This window comes from Methylocystis sp. NC52PC (assembly GCF_055698645.1).
Genome location: NZ_CP170127.1, coordinates 1,049,023 through 1,070,940 on the forward strand (window position 1 = coordinate 1,049,023; position 21,918 = coordinate 1,070,940).

General features: G+C 63.0%; 20 protein-coding genes, 2 tRNA genes and 1 pseudogene. 14 read left to right on the forward strand and 9 right to left on the reverse strand.

Annotated features, from left to right (window positions below):
* Window positions 1-30: 30 nt before the first annotated feature.
* From ACETII_RS06950 to ACETII_RS06960, 3 genes are all read left to right on the forward strand, one after another.
* Window positions 31-1,206 carry a pyridoxal phosphate-dependent aminotransferase gene (locus tag ACETII_RS06950; protein WP_472787573.1) on the forward strand — a complete coding sequence of 392 codons (1,176 nt, stop codon included), beginning with the start codon at window positions 31-33 and terminating at the stop codon, window positions 1,204-1,206.
* A gap of 70 nt (window positions 1,207-1,276) precedes the next feature.
* Window positions 1,277-1,525: a hypothetical protein gene (locus tag ACETII_RS06955; RefSeq protein ID WP_363350157.1), complete on the forward strand. Its 249-nt coding sequence runs from the start codon at window positions 1,277-1,279 to the stop codon at window positions 1,523-1,525.
* A 423-nt stretch (window positions 1,526-1,948) separates the two neighbouring features.
* Entirely contained in the window at window positions 1,949-2,239 is a 291-nt protein-coding gene (locus ACETII_RS06960) for a hypothetical protein (protein ID WP_472787574.1), read from the forward strand.
* An 82-nt stretch (window positions 2,240-2,321) separates the two neighbouring features.
* Here the strand turns inward: ACETII_RS06960 and ACETII_RS06965 are convergent, their stop codons facing one another.
* Both ACETII_RS06965 and ACETII_RS06970 read right to left on the reverse strand, forming a co-directional pair.
* Window positions 2,322-2,780: an IclR family transcriptional regulator gene (locus ACETII_RS06965; RefSeq protein ID WP_363350160.1), complete on the reverse strand. Its 459-nt coding sequence runs from the start codon at window positions 2,778-2,780 to the stop codon at window positions 2,322-2,324.
* A 754-nt stretch (window positions 2,781-3,534) separates the two neighbouring features.
* Window positions 3,535-3,611, reverse strand: a tRNA-Met gene (locus tag ACETII_RS06970).
* 267 nt (window positions 3,612-3,878) lie between these two features.
* Between ACETII_RS06970 and ACETII_RS06975 the strand changes: the two genes are divergently transcribed.
* From ACETII_RS06975 to ACETII_RS07010, 8 genes and pseudogenes are all read left to right on the forward strand, one after another.
* Entirely contained in the window at window positions 3,879-4,754 is an 876-nt protein-coding gene (locus ACETII_RS06975; protein ID WP_472787575.1) for a phosphoribulokinase, read from the forward strand.
* Between the two features lie 12 nt (window positions 4,755-4,766).
* Window positions 4,767-6,761, forward strand: coding sequence for a transketolase (tkt, locus tag ACETII_RS06980; RefSeq protein WP_472787576.1), 1,995 nt, complete (start codon window positions 4,767-4,769; stop codon window positions 6,759-6,761).
* A gap of 19 nt (window positions 6,762-6,780) precedes the next feature.
* Window positions 6,781-7,863, forward strand: coding sequence for a class II fructose-bisphosphate aldolase (gene fba, locus ACETII_RS06985; protein WP_472787577.1), 1,083 nt, complete (start codon window positions 6,781-6,783; stop codon window positions 7,861-7,863).
* 97 nt (window positions 7,864-7,960) lie between these two features.
* The gene (gene rpe, locus ACETII_RS06990; RefSeq protein ID WP_363350164.1) at window positions 7,961-8,641 is read left to right on the forward strand and encodes a ribulose-phosphate 3-epimerase; all 681 of its coding nucleotides are present in this window, start codon (window positions 7,961-7,963) and stop codon (window positions 8,639-8,641) included.
* A 63-nt stretch (window positions 8,642-8,704) separates the two neighbouring features.
* Window positions 8,705-10,306, forward strand: a complete 1,602-nt coding sequence (locus ACETII_RS06995) for a Na+/H+ antiporter (RefSeq protein ID WP_472787578.1) — start codon at window positions 8,705-8,707, stop codon at window positions 10,304-10,306.
* 104 nt (window positions 10,307-10,410) lie between these two features.
* Window positions 10,411-10,485: transfer RNA gene (locus ACETII_RS07000), tRNA-Gln, on the forward strand.
* Window positions 10,486-10,901: 416 nt separating this feature from the next.
* Complete coding sequence (locus ACETII_RS07005) at window positions 10,902-11,426, forward strand: hypothetical protein (RefSeq protein WP_472787579.1); 525 nt, start codon at window positions 10,902-10,904, stop codon at window positions 11,424-11,426.
* 168 nt (window positions 11,427-11,594) lie between these two features.
* Window positions 11,595-12,017: pseudogene (locus tag ACETII_RS07010) on the forward strand (efflux RND transporter permease subunit); the annotation flags it as partial.
* An 82-nt stretch (window positions 12,018-12,099) separates the two neighbouring features.
* Here ACETII_RS07010 and ACETII_RS07015 read toward each other — a convergent pair.
* The 4 genes from ACETII_RS07015 to ACETII_RS07030 all read right to left on the reverse strand — a co-directional run bounded on the left by ACETII_RS07015 (window position 12,100) and on the right by ACETII_RS07030 (window position 15,089).
* Complete coding sequence (locus tag ACETII_RS07015) at window positions 12,100-12,912, reverse strand: outer membrane protein (RefSeq protein ID WP_472787580.1); 813 nt, start codon at window positions 12,910-12,912, stop codon at window positions 12,100-12,102.
* Window positions 12,913-13,087: 175 nt separating this feature from the next.
* Window positions 13,088-14,086 carry an AraC family transcriptional regulator gene (locus ACETII_RS07020; protein ID WP_472787581.1) on the reverse strand — a complete coding sequence of 333 codons (999 nt, stop codon included), beginning with the start codon at window positions 14,084-14,086 and terminating at the stop codon, window positions 13,088-13,090.
* Window positions 14,087-14,281: 195 nt separating this feature from the next.
* Complete coding sequence (locus tag ACETII_RS07025) at window positions 14,282-14,635, reverse strand: HdeA/HdeB family chaperone (protein ID WP_363350198.1); 354 nt, start codon at window positions 14,633-14,635, stop codon at window positions 14,282-14,284.
* A 274-nt stretch (window positions 14,636-14,909) separates the two neighbouring features.
* Window positions 14,910-15,089, reverse strand: a complete 180-nt coding sequence (locus tag ACETII_RS07030) for a hypothetical protein (RefSeq protein ID WP_363350199.1) — start codon at window positions 15,087-15,089, stop codon at window positions 14,910-14,912.
* A 132-nt stretch (window positions 15,090-15,221) separates the two neighbouring features.
* On the opposite strand from ACETII_RS07030, the gene ACETII_RS07035 reads away from it, so the two are divergent.
* A complete protein-coding gene (locus ACETII_RS07035) occupies window positions 15,222-16,262 on the forward strand; it encodes an AraC family transcriptional regulator (protein WP_472787582.1) in 1,041 nt (346 codons plus the stop codon).
* Window positions 16,263-16,330: 68 nt separating this feature from the next.
* On the opposite strand, the gene ACETII_RS07040 is transcribed toward ACETII_RS07035, so the two are convergent.
* Window positions 16,331-17,056, reverse strand: a complete 726-nt coding sequence (locus tag ACETII_RS07040) for a hypothetical protein (protein ID WP_472787583.1) — start codon at window positions 17,054-17,056, stop codon at window positions 16,331-16,333.
* A 440-nt stretch (window positions 17,057-17,496) separates the two neighbouring features.
* On the opposite strand from ACETII_RS07040, the gene ACETII_RS07045 reads away from it, so the two are divergent.
* Window positions 17,497-18,111: a M15 family metallopeptidase gene (locus tag ACETII_RS07045; protein WP_472787584.1), complete on the forward strand. Its 615-nt coding sequence runs from the start codon at window positions 17,497-17,499 to the stop codon at window positions 18,109-18,111.
* Window positions 18,112-18,187: 76 nt separating this feature from the next.
* Here the strand turns inward: ACETII_RS07045 and ACETII_RS07050 are convergent, their stop codons facing one another.
* The gene (locus ACETII_RS07050; protein ID WP_472787585.1) at window positions 18,188-19,018 is read right to left on the reverse strand and encodes a class I SAM-dependent methyltransferase; all 831 of its coding nucleotides are present in this window, start codon (window positions 19,016-19,018) and stop codon (window positions 18,188-18,190) included.
* Window positions 19,019-19,151: 133 nt separating this feature from the next.
* Here ACETII_RS07050 and ACETII_RS07055 point away from each other — a divergent pair, with 133 nt between their 5' ends.
* Entirely contained in the window at window positions 19,152-21,245 is a 2,094-nt protein-coding gene (locus tag ACETII_RS07055; protein ID WP_472787586.1) for an ATP-dependent helicase, read from the forward strand.
* Between the two features lie 54 nt (window positions 21,246-21,299).
* On the opposite strand, the gene ACETII_RS07060 is transcribed toward ACETII_RS07055, so the two are convergent.
* Window positions 21,300-21,827 carry a hypothetical protein gene (locus ACETII_RS07060; protein ID WP_363350205.1) on the reverse strand — a complete coding sequence of 176 codons (528 nt, stop codon included), beginning with the start codon at window positions 21,825-21,827 and terminating at the stop codon, window positions 21,300-21,302.
* Window positions 21,828-21,918 lie beyond the last annotated feature (91 nt).

The window sequence follows — 21,918 nt, forward strand, 5'->3', positions numbered from 1 at the left end:
GAGGGTCGGCCGCTCGCTTTCAGGACGCTCATGCACGACTCCCGCCGCCTTCAGGCTGTTCAGACGCCCATCATCCCCGTGATCGCCGATCTGATCCGCGCTCATCCCGGCACGATTTCGCTTGGCCAGGGGGTCGTCAATTACGGGCCCCCGCCGGCCGCCGCCGAGGAAATCGCGCGCTTCCTCGCCGAGCCCGACAACAACAAATATCAGGCCACGTCGGGCGTCCCGTCGTTGCTCGAGGCGCTGTCCCGGAAGCTCGCGGCGGAGAATGGCGTCGCCGTGGGCCCTGGCCACGGCAACCGGCTGATGGTCACCGCCGGGGGCAATCAGGCGTTCCTCAACGTCGTGCTCGCCATTCTCGATCCCGGAGACGAGGTCATCCTCCCGGTTCCCTATTATTTCAATCACGAGATGGCCATTGTTATGGTCAACGCGCGCCCGGTTCTCGTCGAGACCGACGCGAACTATCAGCTCGACGTCGACGCCATCCGCGCCGCCATCACGCCGCGCACGCGGGCGATCGTCACCATCTCGCCCAATAATCCATCCGGCGCCGTTTATCCGAAAGAAGCGCTAAGCGCCGTCAATGCGCTTTGCGCCGAGCGCGGACTCTTCCATGTGAGCGATGAGGCCTATGAGTATTTTACTTATGACGGCGCCAAGCCGTTCTCACCGGCGTCGATCCAGTGCGCCGCCGCGCATACGATTTCACTTTACTCCATGTCCAAGGCCTATGGCTTCGCGAGCTGGCGGATCGGCTGGATGGTCTTTCCCGAGTCGCTCGAGCCGGCGATGCGAAAGGTTCAGGACACGGTGATCATCTGTCCGCCCGTCATTGCTCAATACGCCGCCGTCGGGGCGCTCGGGGCGGGTCGCGCCTTCGTGCAGAAGCAGGTGGACAGGCTTGGTCAGACGCGCGCCATGGTGAAGAGCCAACTCTCGGCGTTGGAAGAGGCCGGACTGGCCGAGCTTCCGCACGCCGCCGGGGCGCTCTATTTCCTCCTGCGACTGAAATCGAAGATGGCGCCGCTCGATTACGCATCGAAGCTCATTCGCGAGCATGGCGTTGCGGTCATTCCCGGCGACGCCTTTGGCCTGACTCGAGGCTGCCATTTGCGCGTCGCCTACGGCGCCTTGCGACCGGAGACCGCCGTCGAAGGGGTCGGCCGCCTCGTCGCGGGCGTCAGGGCGCTCGCCGATTGAGGGAAGAACGGCGGAACGCGGGTTGACTTTCGCAGGTTCTCGCTGCGGCCGATCGCATAGGAGGAGGCCCATGGACACGCGCGCCGCGCTTCTTCTCGTCGTTCTTTGCGTCGTCAGCGCCGCGCCGGCGCTGGCGCAAAATGAACGGCCCGGCGACGAAAGCGGCGACAGGGGCGGAAGCCTGAGCGAGAAGCTCGACAAGGGGAAGGGCGTAATCAAGCCCGCGCCGGGCGTCGACCCCCATATCGTGAAGCCCGCCCCTGACCTTCCGCCGCAATCCACGCCTGTAATTCCGCCGCCCGCGCCGCAGGCCAAGTGACGCGACGTGCGCGCAACGGCGACGGTCTGGACCGGTTTTCTCGCTTCGAAAAAGCGACGGGCGCGCGTCACGACACCGTCTTCGGGAAACGACAGCGAGACGCTCTGCAGTTTCAACTTCTCTTCGCTGTCGCCGCCTCTATCTTGAGCGTAGCTTCAAGTCGAAATGTTTCGCTTTCGGCTTGGAGGAAAAATGAAGACGACTTGCTACTTGCGTTTTTGTGGCGCAGCAATCCTGTCGCTGGCGTTCGCGTCCCCTTCAGCCGCGACCTGCGTGAGACCGAGCGGTGAATACGCTGGACAGGGCGGCGGATCCGTCGTCTCTGTAGATGGAAAGCTTCTGGGCGCACAAACGGAAAGATGGTCCCTCACTTTCCCGACCTTCAAGAATTCTGGCGTTGTGTCGATGTCGGCGACCGTAAGAATGGCTCTGCCCGGCGCCCCTTTGGGGGGCATATTGGAACTCTTCAATGGGACGACATACCCTTTCGATGAGACCAAGGTATACTCAGCATGGGATCCCACCACCTGTAGCGGCGTTCTTCGCGGCGTGGGCGGCTGGGCCTCTTTCGGCTCCGGAAAGATCCTGATTCAGCGCCAATATAGTTTCACCAGCGCCGATAATGGCCGCGTCGTCACATTGGCCCTGGGTTACGACGCGAAGACCTCTGAGCCCTACTTCCCCGCCTACGTCATCCGGCTCGAAAAGCAGTAGTCTATCCAGAAAACGGAAGCGCGCTCCTATCCAGGATTTCCGCATCTCAAGGCGGGAGCGCGCGCGCAACGCGGTTACGCCCTTAAACATGCTCCTTCAGCGCCCGGACGAGCTTGACCAGCCTGCGCATGACCCGCTGCCAGACAGACTCATATCTGGCGCGGATGACCGGTCGCCCATCCTTGACGACGAGGCGCCAGCCGTCGTTCGGGCCCCTCTCGAGCAGCCCCTTGCTTTCCAGCAGGCTGAGCTTTCTGCGAACCGTCTCGCGCGGTATCGTCGTGATCTGCGCAATGCGCGACAGGGTCAAATGATGATGATGCTGTTGCGGTCCCGCTTCTTCTGACGCCGCGTTGATGCGTTCGTCTCGCAGGTAATAGCGGGAGATCGAGATGAAGATGAGCAGAGCGTCCAGATCCCCTTCGAAAATCGCCCGCATGTCGACGAGGTGCGCGAACAGGAACTCGAGCAGTTCGTGCTGAAATTTGACGTAGTTCTCCTCGACGATGGTCTGAGGGATGTCCGGCTTCGCATCCATCATCTTGGCCCTCTTACGCCTTTAACGAAGCGAGCCTGTTTCGCCCGCGGCGCAGAATTCAATCACGTCGACAATTGTCGTTCCGGCGGAAATCGAAAGGAAAAAACCGTTGGCGCAGGCGGTCGGCGACAGTTGAAAAGCGTCTTTTTCGCCGTTTTACGCCATGAGATTTGGCGCACAGGTAAACATAAGCGATCCAGGAATCAAGCGCGGGGCGCGACCACAGTGGCGCCGCCCACGGCGCGCTCAAGCGACGCCGGAGCGGTGAATCAAGCGCAGGGGCTCTCGGAAGGCCCGCTGGTCCTCAGCGCATTTCCTTCTCATCCAATCGGCCGCGGCGATGACCCATCGCCTCGTTGCGTTTATATCCATTGAGGTCCACTCCAGCCCGCCGGCCCCGATGAAACGGTTCTCGACTCTTTCCTGCACGCTGATTTTTGCGCTCAACGCATCGACGGCCCTGCCGCGCGTCCGTCACGAGCCTCCCGGGTCCGACCAAGCTTTCTGCGCCTTTGAAGCGCAGAAGGCGATGGCGCGACGCCACCGACTGGCCGCCAGCGGGAGCGGCTCCGACGCCTTGGGGATTTATGCAAATCCGCAAATGAGCCTGGAAGCGGACAACGCTTTCGATGCTTGCGTCCGAAGACAGAATCGGTAGCGCGGGCTTGTACGCGCGCGGGCGGTCTCGACATCAGCCGACATGGTCGGATCGAAGAGCGCGAAGCCGCAGATCTTTGACGGATGGTTGCGCGGGCGATGGTAGCGGAGGAGGGATTCGAACCCCCGACACAAGGATTATGATTCCTCTGCTCTAGCCGACTGAGCTACTCCGCCCCGACTGTCTTGACGCAGCCTTTCTGGAACGCGAGCGATATAGGTCGGCGCCGCGCGCCAAGTCAAGACGCTAGGTTCGCCGCGCCCGAAAAAGGCGGCCCCGCTCATCCGAGCGGGCGCCGACAGGCGACCAAAGTCCCGACCGCGCGGCTTTCGGCGCCTCAAGAGCCTTTTCTTTGCCGGTCCGGCATGCGACAAGCCGGGCGCGGCCGACCTAAGGGCGGGTCACGCCGCAAGCTCGACAGGAACTCTCCGGATAGCGCGCCCATGTCGGTCAAACACCCCATCATCTCGATCACCGGCTCATCCGGGGCCGGCACGAGTTCCGTCAAGCAGACTTTCGAGCAGATTTTCCGCCGCGAGCGCATCGAGGTCGCCTATGTCGAAGGCGACAGTTTCCATCGCTACAACCGCGAACAGATGAAGGTGAAGATGGCCGAGGCGCAGGCCGGCGGCGTCTATCATTTCAGCCATTTCGGCGCGGCCGCCAACCTCCTGGTGGAGCTCGAAAATCTGTTCCGCGAATACGGCGAGACCGGCTCCGGCCGCTATCGCCATTACGCGCACGACGAGAACGAGGCCGCGGTGCTCGGCGTGCCGCCGGGCGAGTTCACCGATTGGGAGGAGTTGCCGCCCAATACGGACATTCTCTTCTACGAGGGCCTGCACGGCGCCGTGGTCACGGACGAGGTCAACGTCGCCCGCTACGCGGACCTCAAGATCGGCGTGGTGCCGGTCATCAACCTTGAATGGACGCAGAAGCTTCACCGCGACCGCCAGGCGCGCGGCTATACGACGGAGGCCGTCACCGAGACGATCCTGCGCCGCATGCACGACTACGTGCATTACATCTGCCCGCAGTTTTCCGAAACCGACATCAACTTCCAGCGCGCGCCGACGGTCGACACCTCGAACCCTTTCGTCGCGCGCTCCATTCCCACCCCCGACGAATCCATCGTCGTGATCCGCTTCCGCGAGCCGCGCGGGGTTGATTTCCCCTATCTTGTGGCGATGATCGCCGGAAGCTGGATGTCGCGGGCCAATTCCATCGTCATCCCGGGCAACAAGCTCGATCTTGCGATGCAACTCATCCTCACGCCGAGGATTCTCGAACTCGTCAAGCGCCGCAAGAGCGCGACGTGAAAGTTTAAGGACATGTCAGACGCACTCGAAGCCGCCCCGACCGCCGACACGCGCTCCTGCGCCAACGCCATCCGCGCGCTCGCCATGGACGCCGTGGAAAAGGCCAAATCCGGCCATCCCGGCATGCCGATGGGCATGGCCGACGTCGCGACGGTGCTGTTCCAGCGCTTCATGACCTTCGACGCCAGCGAGCCCAATTGGCCCGACCGCGACCGCTTCGTGCTCTCGGCCGGTCATGGCTCGATGCTGCTCTATGCGCTGCATTATCTGCTCGGCTATCCGGGCATGACGCGGGCGGACCTCGAGAATTTCCGCCAATTCGGCGCGCCGACGGCGGGCCATCCGGAATATGGCCATGCGCCCGGCGTCGAGACGACGACCGGCCCGCTCGGCCAGGGCCTCGCCACGGCGGTCGGCATGGCCATTGCGGAGCGTCTCGCCGCCGCCCGCTTCGGCGACGATCTCGTCGACCACAACACCTATGTCATCGCCGGCGACGGCTGCCTGATGGAAGGCCTGAGCCATGAGGCGATCGACCTCGCCGGCCATCTGAAGCTGTCGCGCCTAGTCGTCCTTTGGGACGACAATTCGATCTCCATCGACGGCCCCACCGATCTTTCGACCTCCATGGACCAATGCGCGCGCTTCGCCGCCGCGGGCTGGCATACGCAACGGGTCGACGGCCATGATCCGGAGGCGGTCGCGGCCGCGATCGCGACGGCGAAGGCGGACCCGCGGCCCTCGATGATCGCCTGCCGCACGGTGATCGGCTACGGCGCTCCCGGCAAGCAGGGCAAGGAATCGGTCCATGGCGCGCCGCTCGGGGCGGAGGAAGTCGCCGCCGCCCGCGCCGCGCTCGGCTGGCCGCACACGCCCTTCGAGGTGCCGGAGACGATCCTCGCCGCCTGGCGCGCCGCCGGACGCCGGGGCGCCGGGGCGCGCGAGGCCTGGGAAAAGCGCTGCGCCGCCTCGGCGAAGGGCCGGGCCTTCGCAACCTTTCTGAAAGGCGACGTCGCCTCGGAGATCGCCGGCCCGCTCGCCGACTTCCGTACTGCGCTCGCCGCAGAAAAGCCGAAGGTCGCGACGCGCAAGTCCTCAGAAATGGCGCTGACCGTCATCAACGCCGCGACCGACGCCACCATCGGCGGCTCGGCTGATCTGACGCACTCCAATTTCACCATCACCAAGGGCATGGGGTCGGTGCGCCCGGATGATTTCTCCGGCCGTTACATCCACTACGGCGTGCGTGAATTCGGCATGGCGGCGGCGATGAACGGCGTCGCGCTGCATGGCGGCTTCGCGCCCTATGGCGGCACCTTCCTCGTCTTCTCCGACTATGCGCGCGGCGCCATTCGCCTCTCGGCGCTCATGGGCCTGCGCGTCGTCTATGTGCTGACCCACGACTCGATCGGGCTCGGCGAGGACGGGCCGACGCACCAGCCGGTCGAGCATCTCGCTTCGCTGCGCGCGCTGCCCAATCTGCTCGTGTTCCGCCCCGCCGACGCCATCGAGACGGCGGAGTGCTGGGAGCTGGCGCTGGCGCAAGCCCATACGCCGTCGGCGCTGAGCCTCTCCCGACAGAACCTGCCGACGCTGTCGCGCCCGGTCACTGAAAATCTATCTGCGAAGGGCGCCTATGTCTTGCGCGAGCCCGAGGGCGGTCGCGACGTGACGATCCTCGCTACGGGCTCGGAGGTCGAGATTGCGCTGGCCGGCGCCGACGCCCTCGCCCAGACGGGCGTGAAGGCCGCCGTCGTCTCCATGCCCTGCTGGGAGCTTTTCGAGGCGCAGCCGGCGAGCTATCGCGCGCAGGTGCTGGGCGCGGCGCCCCGCGTCGGCGTCGAGGCCGCTGTGCGGCTCGGCTGGGATCGGTGGCTCGGCGACAACGGCGCCTTCATCGGCATGTCCGGCTTCGGCGCCAGCGCGCCGGCTTCGGCGCTTTACAAACATTTCGGAATTACCGCCGAGGCCGTGGCCGAGGCGGCCCGCACCCTAATTAAGGCTTAAGAGATCAGCGGAGGCGACTATGGCTCTGATTACCCTGCGGCAATTGCTCGACCACGCCGCCGAGCACGACTATGGCGTGCCCGCCTTCAATATCAACAATATGGAGCAGGGCCTCGCCGTGCTCGAAGCGGCCTCCGCCGTCGACGCGCCGGTCATCATCCAGGCCTCGCGCGGCGCCCGCAGCTACGCCAATGACATCATGCTCGCCAAGATGATCGAGGCGCTGATCGCCATGTATCCCGACATCCCGATCGTGATGCATCAGGACCATGGCAACAGCGAAGCGACCTGCGCCAGCGCCATCCGCTTCGGTTTCTCCTCGGTGATGATGGACGGCTCGCTCAAGGCCGACGGCAAGACCCCGGCCGACTATCGATACAATGTCGACGTGACCCGCCGCGTCGTCGATCTCGCCCATTGGGTCGGCGCTTCGGTCGAGGGCGAGCTCGGCGTGCTCGGCTCGCTCGAAACCGGCGAAGGCGAGAAGGAGGACGGCCACGGCGCCGAGGGCAAGCTTTCTCACGACCAGCTGTTGACCGACCCGGCGCAGGCCGAGGATTTCGTCGCCCTCACCAAGGTCGACGCGCTCGCCATCGCCATGGGCACCTCGCACGGCGCCTATAAATTCACGCGCAAGCCCGACGGCGCGATCCTCGCCATGAACGTCGTCGAGGAGATCCATCGTCGCCTGCCCAACACCCATCTCGTCATGCACGGCTCGTCGTCCGTGCCGCAGGACCTGCAGGACGCCTTCAACGCCGCTGGCGGCGAAATGCCCCAGACATGGGGCGTGCCGGTCGAGGAGATCCAGCGCGGCATCAAATTCGGCGTGCGCAAGATCAACATCGACACCGACTGCCGCATCGCCATGACGGCGGCGATCCGCGCCACGCTCGGGAAGCACAAGGGCGAGTTCGACCCGCGCAAATATCTGAAGCCCGCCCAGGAGGCGATGGTGAAGGTCTGCCGCCAGCGCTACGAGGAATTCGGGACCGCCGGCTGGGCTTCGAAAATCAAGCCGATCCCGATGGCCGAGATGGCCAAGCGCTACGCCAGCGGCGCGCTGGACCCGCAGTTCGGGACGAAGAAAGCGGCGGAGTAAGCCGCCGCGGCGCTGATCGTTAGCGTCCCTCTCCCGTGCGCGGGGGAGGGCCAGGGAGGGGGTTCGAGCCGCCTCCCCTACTCGCCTTCAGGACTGCATGCCCGACGTCGTCATCGCTCCCTCGATCCTCTCCGCCGACTTCGCCAGGCTCGGCGAGGAGACGCGCGCCATGGAGCTTGCGGGGGCGGATTGGATTCACCTCGACGTGATGGACGGGCATTTCGTGCCCAACATCACCTTCGGCCCCGGCGTCGTCGCCGCGCTGCGGCCGCATACGCGCCTGCCGCTGGACGTGCATCTGATGATCACGCCGGTCGACCCCTATATCGGCGCCTTCGCCGACGCGGGCGCCGATGTTATCACGGTTCACGCCGAGGCGGGGCCTCATCTGCACCGATCGCTGCAGACCATTCGCGCGCGCGGAAAAAAGGCTGGCGTGTCGCTCAATCCGGCGACGCATGAGAGCGCGCTGCAATATGTCCTGGACGACATCGACCTCGTGCTGGTGATGAGCGTCAATCCCGGTTTCGGCGGCCAGACCTTCATCCCGTCGCAGCTCGACAAGATCCGCGCCATTCGCGAGATGATCGGGCGCCGCGACATCCGCCTCCAGGTCGACGGCGGCGTGACTCCCGAGACCGCCGCGGCGATCGTGGACGCCGGCGCCGACGCGCTCGTCGCCGGCTCGGCCGCCTTCCGTGGCGGCGGGTCGCAATATGCCGCCAATGTTGCGGCGCTGCGCGCGGCGGCGGCGCAGGCGGGCGCGATTGGGGTCTGACGCCGTTCAATTGGCGGCGCTTTTGCTTTAGCCTGGCCCTGTCTTTTCGCGAGCTGACGCAAGATGATCGCCCACGCTCCCTTTGTCATTGTGCTCGCGCTGCTCGTGGCGGCGGTCATCCTCTCGATCCTGGCCAAGCGGCTCGGCATGCCGCCGGCCGCCGCCTATGTCATCGGCGGCATGGCGCTCTCCTTTGCGCCGCAGCGGCTGCCTTTCGAGATCGACCCCGAATTCATCATGGTGCTGTTCCTGCCGCCGCTGCTGCAGTCGAGCGCCTATTTCACCGTCTGGCGCGACTTCAAGGCCAATCTCCGGCCGATCATGATGCTGGCCATCGGGGCCGTGATCTTCACCACGGCGGTCGTGGGCCTGGTCGCGCATTGGCTCGTGCCGGCGATGCCGCTCGCGGCCGGCTTCTGTCTCGGCGCCATTGTCTCGCCCCCAGACGCCGTGGCCGCCAAGGCGGTGCTCGCGCGCCTTCCCGTGCCCGAAAGAGTGGTCACCATTCTGGAGGGCGAAAGCCTCGTCAACGACGCCTCCGGCCTCATGCTCTATCGCGTCGCGACGGCGGCGGCGTTGACCGGTCTTTTCGACTGGTCGGACGCGGCGATGATGTTCGCGCAATTGACCGCGGGGGGCCTCGCCGCCGGCGCCGCCGCCGGCGTTTTCGTCAATTTCCTCATGGCGCGGCTGCGCGACACGCAACTTATCATCATCACGAGCTTTCTCTCGGCCTGGGCGACCTATCTCGGCGCTGAGGCGTTGCATGCGTCCGGCGTCCTCGCGGTCGTCACCGCCGGCCTCATCATGGGCTGGGGCCAGCACGCCATTCTCGACGCCGAGAGTCGGCTGGAGGCGCAGGCGGTCTGGCGCTCGGCGGTCTTTCTGATGGAAGCCGCCGTCTTCATTCTGATCGGCCTCGCCCTGCGCAAGGTCGTCGAAGAACTGGGCGGCTTCGGCCCCGCCCTGACCTCGGCGCTCCCCCATGCGCTCGTGGTGACCGCAGCGATGATCGCCGCCCGCTTTGTCTGGGTCTTTCCGGCCACCTATCTGCCGCGCCTGCTGATCCCGGCGATCCGCGCCCGCGATCCCTCTCCGCCGCCTTCCATCCCGGTGATCATCGGCTGGGCCGGGATGCGCGGGGTCGTCAGTCTCGCCGCCGCGCTGGCCTTGCCGATCGGCTTTCCCGAGCGCGGCTTCGTCATTCTGACCACCTTCGTCGTGATCGCCGTCACCGTGCTGCTGCAGGGCGCGACGCTCGGACCGCTGGTGACATGGCTGAAGCCGACCGCGCCAGCGGTCGGCCCGAATCCGCCCCTGGGGGACCACGCGGCGAGGGAAAAAGTCTATTCCGCGGCGCTGGAGCGGATCGAGGCTGAAGTCGACGACGACGGCGCGCATCTCCATCCCCGGCTGATGGAGGAATATCGTCGCCGCGTCTTCATCTACCGCAAGAACCACGAGGAGCGGGAAGCGCTGGTCGACGTGCGACGAGCGCATTTTGAGATGGCGCTCGAGGCCGTCTCGACCGCCCGCGACGAGCTCCTCCGCCTGCACCGCCTCGGCTGCGTCCACGATTCGACGCTTCATGCGGTCGAAGCCGAGTTGGACCTCGAAGAGGCGCGTCTGAGGCGGCTGTCGGGGGAGCGCTCGAACGGCCATTGAATCCGGTTTCGAGGACGCCGGCGAGGCGGGGCGGGGGCAGGCGCGAGCGAGACGGCTCCCGGGTTGCGAAGCGGCTCCCACGGCATTAAGGAGAGCGGGCGCTTTGGGGCGTCGCCAAGTGGTAAGGCAGCGGATTTTGATTCCGCCATACGGAGGTTCGAATCCTCCCGCCCCAGCCAAGGTTTTCTGCAAGTCTCGGTTCTGCCTTCAGCTGTCCGGCGCTCGACGTGGGCTCGTGGCCGGCGTTGTCACATTCACCGACGGATGCGCGATTGAGGCTCCGCAGTGAGCTACAACGCCTTCGTTTTTGCGCCCCACATCATCGCCGACCGCGTCCGGCTCCTCCCTCGAAGCGATCAGCGCCTCGGAGGAACTCCTAACCCGCAGTTTCCGCCGACGGGGAGCCAGCCTTCTCTTGGCGCCGTCTCGCGCTGACTTAACAATTCGACGTGAACGAGGCAGTGTCGCTGTCGGACGAATGCGATTCTGTCTTCGGTGGAGAGGCGGCGCGCCTTGCAGCCGCTTGCGCCTCGCCCGCGGCGGCGATCGAGGGCCCCCGACGTCGAAAACCCACGCCGCGGAGGCTACGCGTCCGATGATCGAGATCGTTCATGCCTTGGCGGAACCCGCTCCGCGGGCGGCTCTTCAACACGACCAGCCCGTTTCCAAGTTGGCCCCGACAGTCGTCTATTGGGGGCTGGATTGGTTGTGGGGACTGCCCCTGCTCGTCACGACGGTCGTGATCCACATTTGCGCCTTCGTACTCATGGAGCGGGCGCTCGTCATGCTTTTCCGCGGGACGAGTCGCCCCCGATCGATGCTTTTCAGAGTAAGCTCAATTTCGGTTCTCGCGCTGGCGGCGGCGTTGTTGCACGCCGTCGAGGCGATCATATGGGCGCTGCTCTATTTGTTTCTGGGCGCGCTTCCGAGCCTGCCCGCCGCAATCCTTTACTCGCTCAGCGCCATCACCGCCTACGGCCACGCCGCCCTGTATCTCGAGCCGCGCTGGCAGTTGCTGGGCGCGATCGAAGCCGTCAACGGATTGATCCTGTTCGGGCTGACCACGGCTTTCCTGTTTGCGGCGATCGCCGTCGCCCGTCGTCCGCGACGCGATGAATGAGCCCGCGACGTTCTGTTTCCCGGAAACCGCCGTGTCGCAGGCCTGGCGAGGCATGCGAGCCCGGCCAGCGCTAGCTTTGCTGGCTTTTGCCATAACTGGGCGCTAGACTTTACATAAACCAGCAAGGCGTTGAAGACGGACGGCCAAAGCGCATGGGACTGGTGGCGCGACAATAATCTCTACGTGCAAATCGGCTTGATGCTGCTGATCGCGCTTTCCGCAAAAAATGCCATTCTGATCGTGGAGGTCGCGCGCGAACATCGACTGGCCGGAAAGCCCATTGTCGAGGCCGCTATCGACGCCGCGCGCATCCGCTTCCGTCCCATCCTGATGGCATCCTTCGCCTTCATTTTGGGCGTTCTGCCCCTGGCGATTGCGACGGGCGCCGGCGCCAATGCGCGACGATCGCTGGGCGTCACTGTGCTTACCGGGATGCTGTCGTCGACCTGCCTCGCGGTCGTGCTGGTTCCAGCATTTTTTGTGGTTCTGCAGCAATGGGACGAGAACAGGCGGCGCAGCAAACAGTTGGTTGCGCGGCCGCGCTCCGAGGAGAGCGCAAACGATGCGACTTCAGCTCCGCAGAGTCCGTAAGCCGGCCTCCTCAAAGGCGCAAAAAGGAAGCTCGGCGCAAGCCGAGCTTCCCGCTGTCGTCTCAACCCTGAGCGTCCGCCGATCAGTATTTCGCGACGGCTGGCGCCGGGGCGCCAAAATTGAAGTGATAATTGACGCCCGCGCGAACGATGTTGAACTGCGGGTGGCGATGGTAGCCGGTCTGGAAGCCCCAGTAGCCGGTCTGGCCGCCGCTGTTGAGATCCGTGTAGAGATACTCCGCCTTCGCCGACCAATTGGGCATGAACATCCACTCGACGCCGCCGCCAGCCGTCCAGCCGGTGCGGGTGTTGGAGAAGTTCGAATAGCCGCCAGAGACGCCGCCATAGGCGAAGCCGCCCGTGCCGTAGACGAGCAGCGTGGGCGTGATGAGGAAGCCGGCGCGCCCGCGAACGGTGCCAACCCAGTTGAGGGCGATGCCCGGGTTGCCCCCCGGCGACACCGGAACCAGGTAATTGCCGGGCGAGGTCGGATCGGGATAGACGATGTAATTCGAGTTGCCACCAGAGCTCATGCTCGTGCCCTGGATGTCGGTCTCGACGCCGACGACGAAGCTCGAACCGAACTGATAATTGTAACCCGCCTGGCCGCCGCCGACGACGCCGCCGGCATTATTGCCCCCGTTGCCATTGCCCGGCAGGAGATGGAGCGAACCGTTCACTGTCGAGGCGTAGGGCGTCAGCTGGTTCGGATTGACGCTATTGGCGCTCCAGCCGCCGCCAATATTCAGACCGGCGTAAAACCCGGTCCATAACGGCGGAGGCGGCGGCGGGACATAAACAGGCTCCGCCTTGCGAGACGGCAGATCGGCTGCGAAAGCGCCGCCGACGCTCAAAGTGGCAAGGGAAGCCGCCATCAGCAGCATAGCTTTTTTCATACTTAATCCTCTGTCAACGGTAGGCGAACGCACAGCTTCCGTGCGCCGCCTTAAAGCTAAGCTCTAGCCATTGACTTGACGTTGACAGATCACGCCACGGAACCCTCCAAACCCGTCAAGGAGACAGCTCGTCTTCTGATTTGGCCTTTGGCGTTGCAATCATGCCACAGTGCCCTCACTCGATTTCCTCCGCTCTCCATCTTGCGGGAGGCGTTCCCGTCCATCGACGGAACGCTCTGATGAAGGCCGTCGAATCGGCGTAGCCAAGCATGAGGGCGGCTTCGGCGACAGTTTTTCCGCCCTTTAGAAGGCGCTGGGCTTCCTGAAGCCTTACGCGCCGAACCAACCCGCCATATGATTGGTTCTCGAGCGAAAGACGTCGAACGAGCGTGCGTGAACTCATCTGCAGAGCGGCGGCCGTGCCAGCGAGCGTCATTTCCCCCGCAAGCATCTGGCCGTGTAAAACCTGCAACACGTCCGCCACGAAGCTCTCCTCCCGTTGTTTGGCGGATTTGAGCAGGGGAGACAGGATGTCGTAGAGATCCCGATTTCGGTGGGCGACAGCCTGGTCCAGAAACTTGCTTTCAAAAATGAGACAGGCGTGTTCGGCCCCGAAACGGACTGGCGCCTGGAAGAATGCGGTGTGCCCGCCGCGCGCCAATGCATGCGGCCTCGGCAGGTCTACCTGCAACGGTTTCCAGCCGCTTCCACACAAGCGCGAGAAGATATTGAAGGAAACGGCCATGCAAAGCTCGGCTATGCGAAAACTTGCCGGTCCTTCAGGGACGAAAATATACCAGTAAGCGAACTTGCTTTTTTTTCGCAAATAGAGGGTCGTTCCTCCGTCCGTCAATCTCAAGGACGACTGAAGTATCTCCAACGCTTCACGGACAGTCCCGGCGTTCGACGCGACGAAGCCCGCGAGCCCGAGGGTCTCTTCGGCCTGCCGCATGCCGATCCTCAATCCAATGTCGTCGAACCCCGTTGCCTGGGCAGCCGCCTCGATTAGAAGCGCCCCTGCTGAATAGCTGATGAACGCATCCGGACATTCGAACAGATCGCCGTCGAGATTGACGGACGCAAGAATTTCGCGCTCGTCGACGCCGGCCTCCTGGAGCACGTCTCGAAGTGACAGGAAATTGCGAACTCTAACGACGGGTTGCGATCGATTCATAGTTGCCCGGCGATCCACGAGGCCGGCTTGCTCCCCAGTGCGCGCGGACGCGCCGCGGCCTTGGCCGACGCGATGGGCGGGAAGACTGCAGTAGCTGCGTCGGGCGAACCTTGATGTTCGCTCCTATTGCGCTGAAAATAGAGGACGCGCCCCCGCCCTGGTCGCGAACGGAGGCGTCGCCGAGGCGCCGAAAAATCATTCGACCTTTATGCCGTGTTCCGCGCGGTATTTTTTGAAGACCTCATCCATCGCATGGATCACCTTCTGATCTCTGTGCTCCTTGCAATACACGATCACCTCGTGTTCAACCGTCTTCGCACGGTCAACCTTCATTTTATGATGCTTGCCAAGCCCGTTGTACCATCCGCTGTACCATACGGTCAGATAGTCGGCGTCCTCCTGATAGGTGTTCGCCAGCTGGTCGCAAGTCAGAGCCTGGACGTCGATATAGCCATCTTTATCGGCGTATGCGGACAATTCGGTCGTCGCCATGGCGGACCCGCCGGCGGCAAACAGCATTGCGCAGCAAAGAGCGGCTTTCATTTTCATTGAAACCTCCAAGTTCGTTTGGGTCGCAGTCGTAGATTTATCGTCATGATGCTGGACAAGGATTCATTCAAACCCGCTTGCACAACGTTTCGATTACGCTTCTCACCGAGCGCGCGTCGCCCCCTTGCTACTTTATGTTGTGTCACAGCAGGAAAGGGACGCCTTTGGAATGGCCGTCCGCCCCGGCGCCCAAGCGTACCGCGATGCGCCAACGCTTCTCGCGCATGCCGCGCGAGACGCAGGGGCGCGAGATTTTCCCCGCGCCCTCAAATCCTTACCACCTGCGGTAAACGGCCCGCGGCGCGTAAACCGGCCGACCCGTCACCACCGCGCCGCGAGGACCGGCGCATCCTGCACGATAAACGCCGCGCGCGCACACCACGGCGTTAGCTTGAGGCGCGAACGCCGCGAGGCTCGCGATCGCAGCAAGCACGAACACGGTATATTTCAACATCGGATTACTCCCTTGCTCGTTCTCATTGTCGCTTCGGACACTGATGCGAGCTCCAGCGTCCGGCGTTGGCATACAGAATCAGCTTGCAGAATCAGCTTGACCATAACTTTTTTTGCGGCAAACTGTTAAAGAATGTCGGACAATTGCATCAGAGCCGCGGATGCATCCCAGAGGTTGGGGCCTCTGACGGGAATTCCCGACCTTCTCGCTGATTTCGGGCGCGGGACTGAGGAAGTTGTCGCTGGCCTCGGGATAGCCACGGGCGTCTTCGACGACCCGGACAATCGTGTGCCTTTCGCATTGGCGGGCAGGTTGATAAAGCGGTGCGTCGATGTCACAGCGTGTCCCCATGTGGGGCTCATTCTCGGTTCGCGACACGATCATCGCTCGTTGGGGTTGGCGGGGAAGGTTATGCGGAACTCGCCGGATCTGGGTTCGGCGCTTTCAAATTTCTGCGCGCTTCAGGATGCGAACTCTCGCGGCGCCGCCGTCTATCTGCGCAGAGCGGGTGACGTCTTTGTGTTCGGTTATGGCATCTACGATCCGGCCGCCGTCGCTCACGAGCAAGTCTATTCTCTTGCTTTAGCTATGGGCGTCAATATCGTCCACGCGCTTACCGAAGGGGCGGTCGAGCCGGTCGAGACGCTTCTTTCGAGCCGCCGGCCCGCCGATGTCGAACCCTATCAGTCCATCTTGAAGTCGCCCGTTCGGTTCGACCAACAGGAGACTGGCATTGTCCTCCATCGCGCGTCGATGGCGGCCCCGATCCCGGGAGCGTCGTCGCAGGAGCTCGCGCGGCTGAGAGAGCGCATCGCGTTGCTTTCGCCCGCTTCGGATCACGTCTGGACGGATCGCGTGAAGCACGCTGTAAGACCGCTCCTGCTTGAAGGAGAAGCAACGACCGCCAGCATGGCCAGGCTCCTCAACCTCAATGTGAGAACGCTCTCGCGCCGCCTCGAAACGGAAGGAACGACCTTTCAGCGCATTTTGGAAGGCGTGCGTTATTCAATCGCTCGGGAGCTGCTCGAGGTCACGCTCCTGCCAATCGGCGACATCGCTGGCGCGCTTGCCTATACGGAGCATTCGAGCTTCTCCGACGCCTTCCGCAGGTGGAGCGGCGTCACGCCCTCCGAATGGCGCGAGAAGAGCCGCGTCTCGGAAATCGCACGCTAAGAGCAGGCCCCGACCAGGGACGACGGCGAGCGTGAGACACGCGAGCGGCGTGAACAGGTCGAGAGTCGTTAGCGTGCGGCCGATCGTTCTTCTGCTTGCTCCGGTCCGAGCTGAGGAAAGAAGCTTCCGCCGGCATGTTCGACAGCCGCCTCGGCCAAGAGATCGCGCCACATCCGATAGGGATCGTCAAACACTGCTTGACCCAGATCTTTCTCGACGATCGCCGACGCCAAGAATTTGAGGCCGTCGGGGATCGTAAGCGCATTTTCCAAATAGAGCAGGCGAACCCCAAGGGCTTCGCGGCCCATCACCGACATGGCCGCTGCTATCTCGATATTATCACGCCGGCCCTGGCCCGGGCCACAGACGCCGACGAAACACTGCCGCCAATGGTCCGGATCGCTGTCGTCCCGAAACGCCTGGAAACTACGTCTGAGCGAGTCAAAAGCCGCTTGACCAACGGCTCTGATGACTTCTTCGAGCTCCCCCTTGACCCGCCGTAAGGCGGCCGGAAGTTGATCATGCGTCGCCGCCTGGCCGGAACACCAGAGATCGGACAGATCTCGTAGTTCAGTCAAAACGACCCGCGCTGGAATGGCCAATTCGACAGGCAGTTCAGCGGAAACCCGCTCGATGGCCTGGCCTAGCGCTGCGTTCAGCCGCATTGCCGCCTGCAGCGCCAAGTCGGCATCCTGGCGCCGCACCAGCTGGCCCCAGGTCCCGTGGGCGCCGAGGACGGCATGCATCAATCCTTTTGCCTTCGGAAGCATCTCGACCGGCTGATAGCGCTTCACGAGCTCGCCGCATTCGACGCGCCAGATCTCGCCAGTTCCGATCAGGGTGAGCGCGGCAAGCGGAAGCTCCGCCAAGAGCTGATCGCGATTGGCGCCATAAAGCGCACGGAAGGTCAAATTGAGGCTCGCGACGGGATCGAGGGGACCGTCCGCTTGACCGGATTGCGGAGGAAAATCCGCTGATGCGCCAGCATTCATGCATTAACTCCCACCCCAAAGGGAAGATGGAATAAGGCCCGACTTTTAGGCGATTGCAACACTATTCGACCCGAAACTGTGCGCTGTGGGCATGTCTTGTGGAAGCCTCGCAGCGGCGCAGCGTGAATTAATGTGGCGCGTGCGAGCGGTGTTTGACAGATTCCAAGCGAAGGAAAGATCGCGACATGTGGCTATGGAATGAAAAGGCCCCGACAACAGCCGTCTTGCTTGCGGCGTTAGCAATGTCGGCCTCCTTCGCAACGCAAGCCCAAACGCCACAGGCGAGCTATGGCCCGATACCCGACCATGTATGGAGCTATATGCAGGGCCGGTCCTGGCGGCCAGACCTGCCCTGCGCCCAGCGTGGGGATCTCGTGCTGATGCGCATTCCTTACCGGAATTTTCACGGGGAGACGCAAACGGGCGAAATGGTCGTGGCGCGCAAGGTCGCTGCGCAGGTCGCCGAAATCTTCGCGGAAATTTACAGAAGCGGCAAATTCCGCATCTTCCAAATGCGTCTCATAGACGACTTCGACGCTGATGACGACAAGTCGATCGCGGCGAACAACACGAGCGGCTTCAATTGCCGGCTGACCGATCACGGCGGGCTTTCGAAGCATGCGCTCGGCCTCGCGATCGATATCAACCCGGTGCAAAACCCCTACCGAGAAGGAAGTTCGACCGCCCCAGAGGCTGGCAGGGCTTACGACCAGCCAGACGAGCGGCGCAGCGACATTTTGGGGATCATAACCGAAGGCGACGTCGTTACCCGGGCCTTTGCGCGACGCGGGTGGTCATGGGGCGGAAGATGGAAACACACGGTCGATTACCAGCATTTTTCCTTTGGCGGCCATTGACTATGCCGTCGAGGCGCGAGCGCTCGTTTTTGTTATATTTAGAGCCGGCGATTGATCGCGCTTTCGCACTTTGCGCCTATCCCGCTGCTTGATTCTGCGCCGTGCAAACAGCGTAGTAATCATAGAGGGGCGACGTCAATTCGCGGCCGGGCCAGTAAGCCCGATGGAGATCGGCTAGGGTGGCGGTCTCGATCACCCTGAACCCGCAGGAGGCTCCGAGCGCCTCGGGGTCGTTGATCCCATAGGTCCAAGGCGCTCCCATCGCCGCAAAACGCTGGACCACATCGGCTATCTCCGGGTCGCCCGTCCTGCCTTCAATCACCGCCTCGGCCAAATAATCAAAGGAGATCGTACAGCTTCGAACATTGCGCGCAAGGGCGGCAAGGACTTGCCGGACCGATTGGTCGCTCAGATACATGCTGTTTCCCTCCCATATGACAAAAGTGGAAAGGGCGACGTTGAAGTCACGGCATGTCAGCCGATCGATGATCGAGCCAGTCAGGTAGTCGCCGCTTATGAATGTCGTATTCGGGTCGATGTTACGCTCTTCGAGCCTGGCTTTCTTGAAGGCCTGGATCCCAGGGGCGTCGATTTCGAAGAAGACGACGCCGGGCGCCGCCATCCTCTGCGGCCTTGTGTCGAGGCCGGCGCCCAGAATCACCACTTGGCGGCATCCCTGTCGCAATTGTTGATCGAGCTTATCGTCGAAATATCGCGTTCTAAGCCTCACATTGTTCCTTATCGGGGGGAAGGACCGAGAAATATTCGCTGCCGCCTTTTTTGATTCCTCGTCGAGAAACAGGCCGACGAACCGGTCATGATAAAGCGGATGCGGTTCCCCGTTCTCTTCATTGCGGAATTCCGCCACGACAAAGGCCGTGCCTTCGACAGTGTGAATCTGTGTCATCCCGGGCCCTTTCAATTCGACTCGCGAAGGATCGCGCCGGGGGCGCCGGACCCCTTCAAGCCATAGCGTAGCGATGAGCAGCGCGCCGTCTTATTGCGAACAAAACAAGAAAAGACACAAAATGCTCCTGCAAATGGGTGATTCGCACTTGTCTCACGGCCATCTCGACAAACTCAATAGCGAACAGCGGCGCGCCGTCGAGCACGGCCTGGAGGCGCAGGGCAGGATCGACTGCCCGCCCCTGCTCGTCATCGCGGGCGCTGGCTCGGGGAAGACCAATACGCTCGCCCATCGCGTCGCCCATCTCGTCGCCAATGGCGCGGATCCGCGCCGCATTCTGTTGCTGACTTTTTCGCGCAGAGCGGCAATGGAGATGACGCGGCGCGTCGAGCGAATTTGCGGCGATGCGCTCGCCTCGAAGGGACGAGCCAGGGAAGCAAAGGGAGCGATCCTGCCTTGGGCCGGCACTTTCCACGGCGTCGCCGCTCGGCTGCTGCGGGAATATGCGCTCCAGATTGGGCTCGATCCATGTTTCACCATCCATGATCGAGAGGATTCAGCCGATCTCATTAATTTGGTTCGTCACGAGCTTGGCTTTTCGAAGACCGAACGGCGTTTCCCGACCAAGGGAACGTGCCTTTCCATTTACTCGCGATGCGTCAACGCCGAAGCGGACATCGACGCCGTCCTGACGACGTCTTTTCCCTGGTGCGCAGGTTGGCGCGAGGAGTTGAAGCGGCTTTTCGAAGCCTATGTCGAGGCAAAGCAGGCTCAGAACGTGCTCGACTACGACGATTTGCTGCTCTACTGGGCCGAGATGACGAACGACCCCATTCTCGCGGCCGAGATGGGCAGGCGCTTCGATCACATTTTGGTCGATGAATATCAAGACACCAACGCCGTTCAGTCGTCTATTCTTCTTGCCTTGAAGCCCGACGGACGCGGGGTGACGGTCGTCGGCGACGACGCGCAGTCGATCTATTCGTTCCGCGCGGCGACGGTTCGCAACATTCTCGATTTCCCCGCGCGCTTCGATCCGCCGGCCAAAATCGTCACTTTGGAACGCAATTATCGCTCGACGCAGCCGATATTGGCGGCGGCAAACGCCGTTATCGACCTTGCGCGCGAACGCTTTGCCAAGAACCTTTGGACCGAACGGAATTCTGGCGGACGGCCATTGCTTGTCGTGGTCGGCGACGAAGCCGATCAGGCCCGCTACGTCGTCGAGCGGGTCCTCGACAATCGGGAGGCTGGCGCCGCCTTGAAGCAGCAGGCGGTGCTGTTTCGGACATCGCATCACAGCGGGCCGCTGGAAGTGGAGCTGACCCGCCGGAACATCCCCTTCGTCAAATTCGGCGGGCTGAAATTCTTGGACGCGGCCCATGTCAAGGATCTGCTCGCGCTGCTGCGCTTCGTCGAGAACCCGCGCGATCGCGTCGCAGGCTTTCGCTTGATGCAGCTCCTGCCCGGCATGGGGCCAAGCACGGCGACGCGACTTCTCGACGGCATGAAGGAAGGTGCGGATCCGCTGGCGGCGCTCGCGGCCGTGACCGCGCCCGCGCGCGTCGGCGCCGACTGGCCCCTGTTCCTGGCTTTGATCGACCATCTCAAAGCCGGCGCGGCGGGTTGGCCGGCTGAAATCGGATATTGCCGGGAGTGGTACGAGCGGCAGCTCGACCGCATCTACGACGACGCGGCGACGCGGCGCGCCGATCTGGTCCAGCTCGAGCAGATTGCGAGCGGCTACCCGTCGCGGGAGCGCTTTCTGACCGAATTGACGCTCGACCCGCCGGACGCGACGAGCGACGAAGCCGGGCCGCCCCATCTCGACGAAGACTTCCTCATCCTCTCGACGATCCATTCAGCCAAGGGGCGGGAGTGGAAATCAGTTTTTCTCCTCAACGTGGTCGACGGCTGCATTCCGTCGGATCTCGCGACAGGAGCGTCGGCGGAAATCGAGGAGGAGCGCCGCCTGCTCTACGTCGCCATGACCAGAGCGAAAGACGATCTTCACCTCGTCGTCCCGCAACGATTCTATACGCACGGCCAGCACCCGCGCGGGGATCGCCATGTCTATGCGTCTCGCACGCGTTTCATAACAGAAGAGATTCTGCCTTTGCTAGAAGTCGTGTCCTGGCCGACGCCCACGCCACAAGCCGCCGAGGCGAGGTCCGCGCGGAGCGTAAGAATAGACGTCGGCGCAAAAATGCGCGGCATGTGGCGGTGAAGGATCGCTGCGTGGAAGCTGCACAATAGCGGTTGCGGCTCTCTCTCCTGGCGATCAGGGCATCGTCCATTCTTGCAGAAGCTTTTCGGTTTTCACGATGCGAGCAAAGCAGGAAAGGGGCATAAGCGAATTGGAGCGCGACGCCGAGATTTCGTCGACATCGGCCGCACCCAGGGGCACGGCGTCGCTGACGACAATCATGGGATGTCCCGTCAGAAAGCTGTCGATCGCCGTCTCCATGACAAGGCCTTCCAGATCATCGCTAACCAGAATGAGCAACGGTCCGCCGAGATCTTCGAAGAACCTGTTGAAGCGCGAACTGCGAAACAGCGACTGCCCTTGTGGCTGAAAGACGAGATCGCCCGGGCGGGGCCTGACCAGCGGATCGGAATATTCGTGACAGTCGTTCCGCGAAGCCCAGCAGCTTCCGAGCGTCGCCGGGGCGTCGAACTGCGCGCGCGCGCATTCCTGGACGTCTTGGGCCGCCAGCGAGGCATGTTCGACGAACATGAGAGGCAATTCGGCGTTCTCCCACTTCTCAATCAGCGTTACGCCATTTGCTTCGAGCTTGCTCGGCTGCAAGGCCCTCCCGGTTTTTCGCGGGAGGGCCGGACGGTTGGCGATAAAAATCAAAAGGGCTCGCATTGAATGACCGGTCCAAATGTCTCTATGA

Coding starts and splice junctions, on each gene's coding strand:
- ACETII_RS06950 (WP_472787573.1), top strand. CDS start 31: ATGCACGACTCCCGCCGCCTTCAGGCTGTTCAGACGCCCATCATCCCC.
- ACETII_RS06955 (WP_363350157.1), top strand. CDS start 1,277: ATGGACACGCGCGCCGCGCTTCTTCTCGTCGTTCTTTGCGTCGTCAGC.
- ACETII_RS06960 (WP_472787574.1), top strand. CDS start 1,949: ATGGCTCTGCCCGGCGCCCCTTTGGGGGGCATATTGGAACTCTTCAAT.
- ACETII_RS06965 (WP_363350160.1), bottom strand. CDS start 2,780: ATGATGGATGCGAAGCCGGACATCCCTCAGACCATCGTCGAGGAGAAC.
- ACETII_RS06975 (WP_472787575.1), top strand. CDS start 3,879: ATGTCGGTCAAACACCCCATCATCTCGATCACCGGCTCATCCGGGGCC.
- tkt (WP_472787576.1), top strand. CDS start 4,767: ATGTCAGACGCACTCGAAGCCGCCCCGACCGCCGACACGCGCTCCTGC.
- fba (WP_472787577.1), top strand. CDS start 6,781: ATGGCTCTGATTACCCTGCGGCAATTGCTCGACCACGCCGCCGAGCAC.
- rpe (WP_363350164.1), top strand. CDS start 7,961: ATGCCCGACGTCGTCATCGCTCCCTCGATCCTCTCCGCCGACTTCGCC.
- ACETII_RS06995 (WP_472787578.1), top strand. CDS start 8,705: ATGATCGCCCACGCTCCCTTTGTCATTGTGCTCGCGCTGCTCGTGGCG.
- ACETII_RS07005 (WP_472787579.1), top strand. CDS start 10,902: ATGATCGAGATCGTTCATGCCTTGGCGGAACCCGCTCCGCGGGCGGCT.
- ACETII_RS07015 (WP_472787580.1), bottom strand. CDS start 12,912: ATGAAAAAAGCTATGCTGCTGATGGCGGCTTCCCTTGCCACTTTGAGC.
- ACETII_RS07020 (WP_472787581.1), bottom strand. CDS start 14,086: ATGAATCGATCGCAACCCGTCGTTAGAGTTCGCAATTTCCTGTCACTT.
- ACETII_RS07025 (WP_363350198.1), bottom strand. CDS start 14,635: ATGAAAATGAAAGCCGCTCTTTGCTGCGCAATGCTGTTTGCCGCCGGC.
- ACETII_RS07030 (WP_363350199.1), bottom strand. CDS start 15,089: ATGTTGAAATATACCGTGTTCGTGCTTGCTGCGATCGCGAGCCTCGCG.
- ACETII_RS07035 (WP_472787582.1), top strand. CDS start 15,222: ATGTCGGACAATTGCATCAGAGCCGCGGATGCATCCCAGAGGTTGGGG.
- ACETII_RS07045 (WP_472787584.1), top strand. CDS start 17,497: ATGTCGGCCTCCTTCGCAACGCAAGCCCAAACGCCACAGGCGAGCTAT.
- ACETII_RS07050 (WP_472787585.1), bottom strand. CDS start 19,018: ATGACACAGATTCACACTGTCGAAGGCACGGCCTTTGTCGTGGCGGAA.
- ACETII_RS07055 (WP_472787586.1), top strand. CDS start 19,152: ATGGGTGATTCGCACTTGTCTCACGGCCATCTCGACAAACTCAATAGC.